Source organism: Ureibacillus yapensis (genome assembly GCF_003515775.1).
GTDB classification, from domain to species: domain Bacteria; phylum Bacillota; class Bacilli; order Bacillales_A; family Planococcaceae; genus Ureibacillus; species Ureibacillus yapensis.
In genome coordinates this window covers 149,242-155,840 of record NZ_QWEI01000010.1, presented here as the reverse complement: position 1 = coordinate 155,840, position 6,599 = coordinate 149,242, and the positions used below count along the sequence as shown (strand labels likewise).

General features: G+C 39.8%; 7 protein-coding genes. All 7 read left to right on the top strand.

Going from position 1 to position 6,599, the window contains the following annotated elements; translation table 11 throughout:
* On the top strand, nt 1-202 hold a 202-nt coding region (locus tag D1B33_RS15765), incomplete at its 5' end, for an alpha/beta-type small acid-soluble spore protein (protein WP_147370424.1).
* 240 nt (nt 203-442) lie between these two features.
* Nucleotides 443-2,023, top strand: a complete 1,581-nt coding sequence (gene mbcS, locus D1B33_RS15760) for an acyl-CoA synthetase MbcS (RefSeq protein WP_118877359.1) — start codon at nt 443-445, stop codon at nt 2,021-2,023.
* 153 nt (nt 2,024-2,176) lie between these two features.
* On the top strand, nt 2,177-3,091 hold the full coding sequence (locus D1B33_RS15755) for a C39 family peptidase (RefSeq protein WP_118877358.1): 915 nt from the start codon (nt 2,177-2,179) through the stop codon (nt 3,089-3,091).
* Nucleotides 3,092-3,226: 135 nt separating this feature from the next.
* The gene (gene sppA / locus D1B33_RS15750) at nt 3,227-4,237 is read left to right on the top strand and encodes a signal peptide peptidase SppA (protein WP_118877357.1); all 1,011 of its coding nucleotides are present in this window, start codon (nt 3,227-3,229) and stop codon (nt 4,235-4,237) included.
* Between the two features lie 13 nt (nt 4,238-4,250).
* On the top strand, nt 4,251-4,850 hold the full coding sequence (locus tag D1B33_RS15745) for an RDD family protein (protein WP_233549507.1): 600 nt from the start codon (nt 4,251-4,253) through the stop codon (nt 4,848-4,850).
* Nucleotides 4,851-4,948: 98 nt separating this feature from the next.
* Nucleotides 4,949-5,452 (top strand): thiol peroxidase, encoded by a 504-nt coding sequence (gene tpx, locus D1B33_RS15740; protein WP_118877356.1) that lies wholly within the window; start codon nt 4,949-4,951, stop codon nt 5,450-5,452.
* 143 nt (nt 5,453-5,595) lie between these two features.
* Nucleotides 5,596-6,525, top strand: coding sequence for a class I SAM-dependent methyltransferase (locus D1B33_RS15735; RefSeq protein WP_118877355.1), 930 nt, complete (start codon nt 5,596-5,598; stop codon nt 6,523-6,525).
* Nucleotides 6,526-6,599: the final 74 nt, after the last annotated feature.

Below are 6,599 nucleotides of genomic sequence, written 5' to 3'. Positions count from 1 at the left end.
CAACAGCGGAGGCCGTAACAAACTACTTGTACAAGGTTCAGAACAAGCTTTAGATCAAATGAAGTACGAAATCGCACAAGAGTTTGGTGTTCAACTCGGACCTGAAGCGTCTGCTCGTGCAAACGGATCAGTTGGAGGAGAAATCACTAAACGTCTTGTATCAATGGCTGAGTCACAATTACGTGGCAGATCTAGCCAATAATAATAGAGGGCTGGCAGCATAAAAAGCTGCCGGCCTTTTCTTTTTTAAAAAATAGTACCTACTACTAAAACCTTGGTATATAATGAGGTTATAGAAATTATTCAAAAGAATAGCGATACGGATGTGCGCCGCTGAATTTTTTCTAGTAAATAAAAATTTTTTTATTCTTTTATGTTCTATTTTTAAAAAGTTCATCATAAGAAGAAAGTCTAGACGCTATATTTTAAAGGGGGATTTTCGATGAAAAGAGAAGATTTATTAGCACCAAGTATATATAACATTGTTGATGAAATTGAAAAATATGCAAAAACAAGTTCCAAAATTGCCTTAATGATTCATGAAGGAAACGGTCAAATCAAAAAAGTATCCTATGCAAACCTTATCAAGAAAGCGAATAAAGTAGCCAATTTATTAAAAAGCTCCGGACTGAACAAAGGAGATGTTGTTTTAGTCATGGTCCCTCGTTCGGAGGAGGCTTATATTACATACATCGGGGCGCTGAAAGCTGGGTTGACAATTATTCCAAGCTCGGAAATGCTGCGTGCCAAAGATATCGACTACCGAATTATCCATTCTGGAGCAAAGGCGATTGTCGCTTTTGAAAATGAAATTTCGCAATTTGAAGAAGTGCAACATTTAGATGGTCTAAAATTATTTGTTTTCGGACAATCCCGCGAACCGTGGATTTCCATTGAAGATCACTTGGAAACTCAGCCTGAAGTATTCGAAGGCGTCCAAACAGAGGATTCCGATATCGCCTTTTTATCTTATACAAGCGGAACAACAGGCAATCCTAAAGGAGTTGTCCATTCCCATGGTTGGGGATATGCACATTTAAGAACGACGGCAGCTCAGTGGCTGGGCGTAGAAGAAGATGATTTAGTATGGGCAACAGCGGCACCTGGCTGGCAAAAATGGATTTGGAGCCCATTCCTTGCTACTTTGGGAAGTGGGGCAACAGCGTTTATCCATGTGGGCAGATTCGATCCGCAAGAATATTTGCAAATGCTTCAGGATTACAAAATCAATGTTTTATGCTGTACACCAACCGAATATCGTTTAATGGCAAAGGTCAATCAGCTGGAGAACTATGATTTATCAAACATTAAAAGTGCAGTTTCGGCAGGTGAGCCATTAAATAGTGAAGTTATCAACAAATTCCTGGAAGTATTCTCTCTTCAAGTTCGTGATGGGTATGGACAAACGGAGAATACACTATTAGTTGGAACTTTGCTTGGAATGCCGGCGAAACCTGGTTCAATGGGTAAACCGACTCCGGGGAACCTTGTTGAAATAATCGATGACTTTGGCGAACCTGCGAAAGCCGGGGAAGTCGGGGATATTGCAGTTCATTCTTCGACACCGGCCCTGTTTAAAGGTTATTTAAATGAACCGGAAAGAACAAAAATGCAATATCGCGGAGAGTGGTTCTTGACTGGAGATCGCGCCTACAAAGATGAAGATGGCTATTTTTGGTTTGAAGGGCGCGGAGATGATATTATCGTTTCTTCCGGTTATACAATCGGACCGTTCGAGGTAGAGGACGCACTTGTAAAGCACCCTGCGGTAAAAGAATGCGCGGTTGTTGGCAGCCCCGATGAAATTCGAGGAAATATTGTGAAGGCATTTGTTGTGTTGCGCGATTCAGAGTTGAAAGATAGTCCAACAATCATCAAGGAATTGCAGGACCATGTAAAAGAGATTACAGCACCTTACAAATATCCAAGAGCAATTGAATTTATAGAAGAATTGCCGAAAACTTCTTCAGGTAAAATTAGACGTATAGAGCTTCGTCAAATTGAACAAAACAAAACGAAATGAAACTACAGTAATTCATAAACACTTATTTCCTAGGGAATAGTGTCGAATACAAGAAGGAGGTTTTAAAGCCGGAAAAACGGCTTTGGAATCTCCTTTCTAATTTTTGCCATTTCGTAGTATGATAAATGTGATTCGATATAAGGAGTTGATTCTATGATTCATTCCGGGAAATATCCGAAGAAACGATTAAACTTCACCCTTGCACTCGGTTTATTGGCAAGTGGTTTGGCTGTTACTGGCCTACCTTTAGCGAGCAATGCAGCAGAAGCAATAAAAATAGCGACTTCCTCTCCAATAAAAGAAAAGAAAACTTCTTTTTTTCAAACAACCGGCGAACTGAATTTGCGAAAAGGACCGGGTGCAAAACATTCCGTAATTCTAACGATTCCAAAGGGAGGCAATGTTGCGTATATTTCCAAAACAGGCAACTGGGTTCAAGTTGAATATAGCGGCAAGATGGGTTTTGTTCACTCCAAGTATCTAAAATCCATAATTAGTCCGGTTGTATTGGATGTACCATTCGTTTCCCAACTAACTCCCACGTATACGCCGCTTGGTTGCGAGGGAGCGAGTTTGCTGATGGCTTTAAAATACAAAGGATATACGGACATATCGTTAAAGGCATTTTTAGACAATATGCCCAAAAGCAAAAAGAATCCTTATACGGGCTATTCCAGTACACCTTATAAAGCAGTAAAGGAAGTGTATCAATCCATTTTTCCGAAACCTTTGGCTGCATATGGGAGATCCTATAATGCTCAAGTGAAAGATGCAACAGGATACTCGACAAAACAATTAAAAGCAGAAATTGATTCAGGTCATCCCATTGTTGTCTATGTTTCCAACAAATTCGCTGCACCGAAATGGGGAACCTACAATATGGGCAGTGCAGGAAATGTAAAAGCAATGGAAAACATGCACGTAGTAACCTTGATCGGCTATGACAAGGAAACCGGGGATTATCTTGTTAACGATCCCAATTCGAAAAAGGAAAGCCAATTTTGGGTAAAGAAAGCGGCGTTTGAAAAAAGTTATAATTCTTTGAAATATGCAGTTGTCGTCCGCTAGTAACATTGGGGTCCACAACTTCGCCATGTAGCTAATTTCCTTTTTGATTGCGTGAAGTGTTAAAATAATATCTGGAAAATGTTGAAACAATTAAGCGAGTTATTCGTATGTATGATTGAAGGAGGAGTTGAATAAATGAATACCAAAAGATGGCTTGCTTTGGGAGCCGCAGTCGTGCTTCTAGTTTTTTCAATCGGTTTAAATACGGTCATTTCCATTTTTAAAACCGACTTTTTTTCCGGATTTGAGAGTCTGACAACAACCGAGCAGACATTAGTGGAAAATGTTGTGGAAGATGGGGACTTCGATCAGCGGATTGCTTTATTATCGGTAGATGGGGTAATTCAGGATGTAGGTTCGAGTACGCCATTTACACCAGTTTCGTACGATCATCAAAATTTCTTGTCGCAGCTTGACAACATTTTAAATGATGAATCCATTAAAGGTGTCGTACTTTATGTAAACTCACCAGGTGGCGGCGTTATTGAGTCTGCTGACATTCATGAAAAAATAGTGGAAATCAAGGAACAAAGAAATATTCCGATTTATGTTTCAATGGGCTCCTATGCCGCGTCCGGAGGTTATTATATTTCTGCACCGGCAGACAAGATTTTTGCCCATAATGAAACAATTACGGGTTCCATTGGAGTAATTATGCAAAGCTATAATTTTTCCGAGCTTGCGGATAATATCGGAATCAAGTTTGAAACGGTGAAATCTGGCGAACATAAAGATATGTTTGGCGGCACTAGACCAACAACCGCTGAAGAAAGAGCAATGGTTCAAGAAATGATCGATGACTCCTATGAAACGTTTGTTGACGTAATTGAACAAGGAAGAGGAATGACTGAAGCTCAAGTGAAGAAAGTTGCGGATGGTCGTATTTTGGGTGGAGCACAGGCGAAGAAGGCAGGGTTTGTCGACGAACTTGGCGGTCTGGATGATACGATTGCTTCCATCAGACAAGACCATAACTTGGAAAATGCACAAGTATTCGAATATGAATCGAGTTTTGGAGACTTAACATCCTTATTGGGTGTTAAAATCAGTTCATTCTTTGGACCATCCATGGACCAGCAATTCCTTACAAAAGTAATGTCTTCAAATAGCGGACCACGTATGATGTATTTATACGGTGAGTTTTAAGGAGGGAATCTAGATGTCTGAAATGGAAAATCATGACTCGAATGTCTCTCTTCCTAATGATGAAGCGGAACATGCCTCAGCGAATCAGCAAATTCAAATTATTGAGCAAATTGAAGAGAAAACAGCAGGCTTCTGGATGCGTTTTTGGGCTTTTATTGTAGACACTTTAATTGTGGCTGCCATTGTAGGCATCATTGTTAATCCTATATTCCATCTATTTGGATGGAGCCTTGCTGAAACAAAGTGGTATTCGCCCATGACCATTGTATCGGCAGTATTTTATTATGCTTATTTCGTTCTAACCACAAAGTTTTGGCAACAAACTCTTGGAAAGATGATTTTCGGCCTGAAAGTGAAGCATAAAAATGCTGATCGACTAGACTGGGCAACGGTTCTATTTAGAGAAATTATAGGTCGTTTCATTAGCAACAAACTCCCATTCCTATACTTGCTGGTGGCATTCATGCCGAAAAACCATGGTTTGAATGATATTATTGCAGACACAGTCGTCGTTCAGGAAAAAGTATTTATCAAACGAAAGAAAGAAATTGTGGTGGACCATTCTCGCGATGAAGATTATGAAAGCCATCAGACAATTTCACCTACAATCTAGTTTGAAATGGAAACGTAAAAATATGTAAGCGTACTTATTTGCAAAATAGGAATTAACTTTAGTAAGATTAATTACGTAAACAAAAGGAGGGTTCCCATTTGGCACAAGTAACTTTTAAAAACAGCCCAGTAACATTGGTAGGAAATGAAGTAAAGGTAGGAGATCAAGCTCCTGACTTCACAGTGCTTGCAAATGATTTATCGCCTGTATCGTTAAAAGATTCACAAGGAAAAGTACGCTTATTCTCTGTTGTACCATCATTGGATACAGGTGTTTGTGATGCACAAACTCGCCGTTTTAATGAAGAAGTAGCAGGTTTGGGGAATGATGTGGCATTCTATACGGTATCGGTGGATTTACCATTTGCTCAAAAACGTTGGTGTGCAGCTGCCGGTTTGGAAGGTGTACAAACTGTTTCAGACCATAGAGATTTATCTTTCGGCGAAGCATACGGTGTTTATATGAAAGAGCTGCGGTTGCTTGCTCGATCCGTGTTTGTCATTGACAAAGAAGGTACCGTGACATATGTTGAATATGTACCAGAAGGAACTAGCCATCCGAATTATGAAGCAGCAATCGAAGCTGTAAAAGCGTTAATTTAATTAATAGTTTGATAGAATGAACAAGCACCCACTCAAGTTCTTGAGTGGGTGATTTACTTCATTGAAGTCAATTTATTTGCGCGAAAGCTGCGACAGGTTTAATACGCCAAGGTGTATTTGATTTTATATAAAAGGAGTTACCTATGGAAAAGTTTGAACAAATATTTTCTTTTATCAATGAAAAAGCGGAGAAATACGAGTCAAGTGGCGAATATACATTTTTGGAAGGCGTATTGCAATCACTGGAAGAAATTTTGGACAATCAAACGCAGTGGATTGGCCATGATGCGTCGAAGGAAGAAATTCGAAAAGCCATACAGATCGCCATCTTAAAGGGAATGCGAAAAAATTCACAGCCCAACCATCAAATGACTCCTGATACGCTCGGGCTTTTGGTTGGCTATTTTGTCCAACAATTTTTTGCAGAAGACATTAAAAATAGACAAATTTCATTATTGGACGTTGCAGCCGGAACTGGAAATCTGCTTTTTACCGTCATGAATTTATTAGATGGCAAAACTTCGGCTACTGGCGTAGAAGTCGATGAATTATTAATTCGACTTGCAGCAGATACAGCCGAATTGATTGAACAGCCAGTACTGCTCTATCATCAGGATGCATTGCAAAAGCTCCTGGTCGATCCAGTCGATGCGGTTGTTTGCGACTTGCCTGTTGGCTATTATCCAAATGAAGAGACAGCGGTAGAATATGAACTTTGTGCCCATGAAGGAATGAGCTATTCCCACCACCTCCTCATCGAACAGTCAATCAATCATACAAAAGAAGGCGGCTATTTGTTTTTCCTAATTCCAGCGAACTTGTTTGAATCTGAGCAATCGAAAGATTTACATAAGTATTTAAAAAAGAATGCTTGGATTCAAGCGGTCATCCAGCTGCCGGAAAATCTATTCGCATCCAAGGCTCACGAAAAAAGCCTGTTAATATTGCAAAAGCAAAGTACGGCGGCTCGAGCGCCACGGGAAGTATTATTGGCAAAAGTGCCCAATATGTCCAACAAAGAAGCATTATCGCTGTTTTTTGAAAAAGTTCAAATGTGGAAAGAAAATAAATAGCATGAATCCTCAATCAGCGAAGGGCCGTCTGAAAAGTATTTTCAGGACACCCTTCGCTGATTTTTTCTTTGAAT

Coding starts and splice junctions, on each gene's coding strand:
- D1B33_RS15745 (WP_233549507.1), top strand. CDS start 4,251: ATGTCTGAAATGGAAAATCATGACTCGAATGTCTCTCTTCCTAATGAT.
- mbcS (WP_118877359.1), top strand. CDS start 443: ATGAAAAGAGAAGATTTATTAGCACCAAGTATATATAACATTGTTGAT.
- D1B33_RS15755 (WP_118877358.1), top strand. CDS start 2,177: ATGATTCATTCCGGGAAATATCCGAAGAAACGATTAAACTTCACCCTT.
- D1B33_RS15735 (WP_118877355.1), top strand. CDS start 5,596: ATGGAAAAGTTTGAACAAATATTTTCTTTTATCAATGAAAAAGCGGAG.
- sppA (WP_118877357.1), top strand. CDS start 3,227: ATGAATACCAAAAGATGGCTTGCTTTGGGAGCCGCAGTCGTGCTTCTA.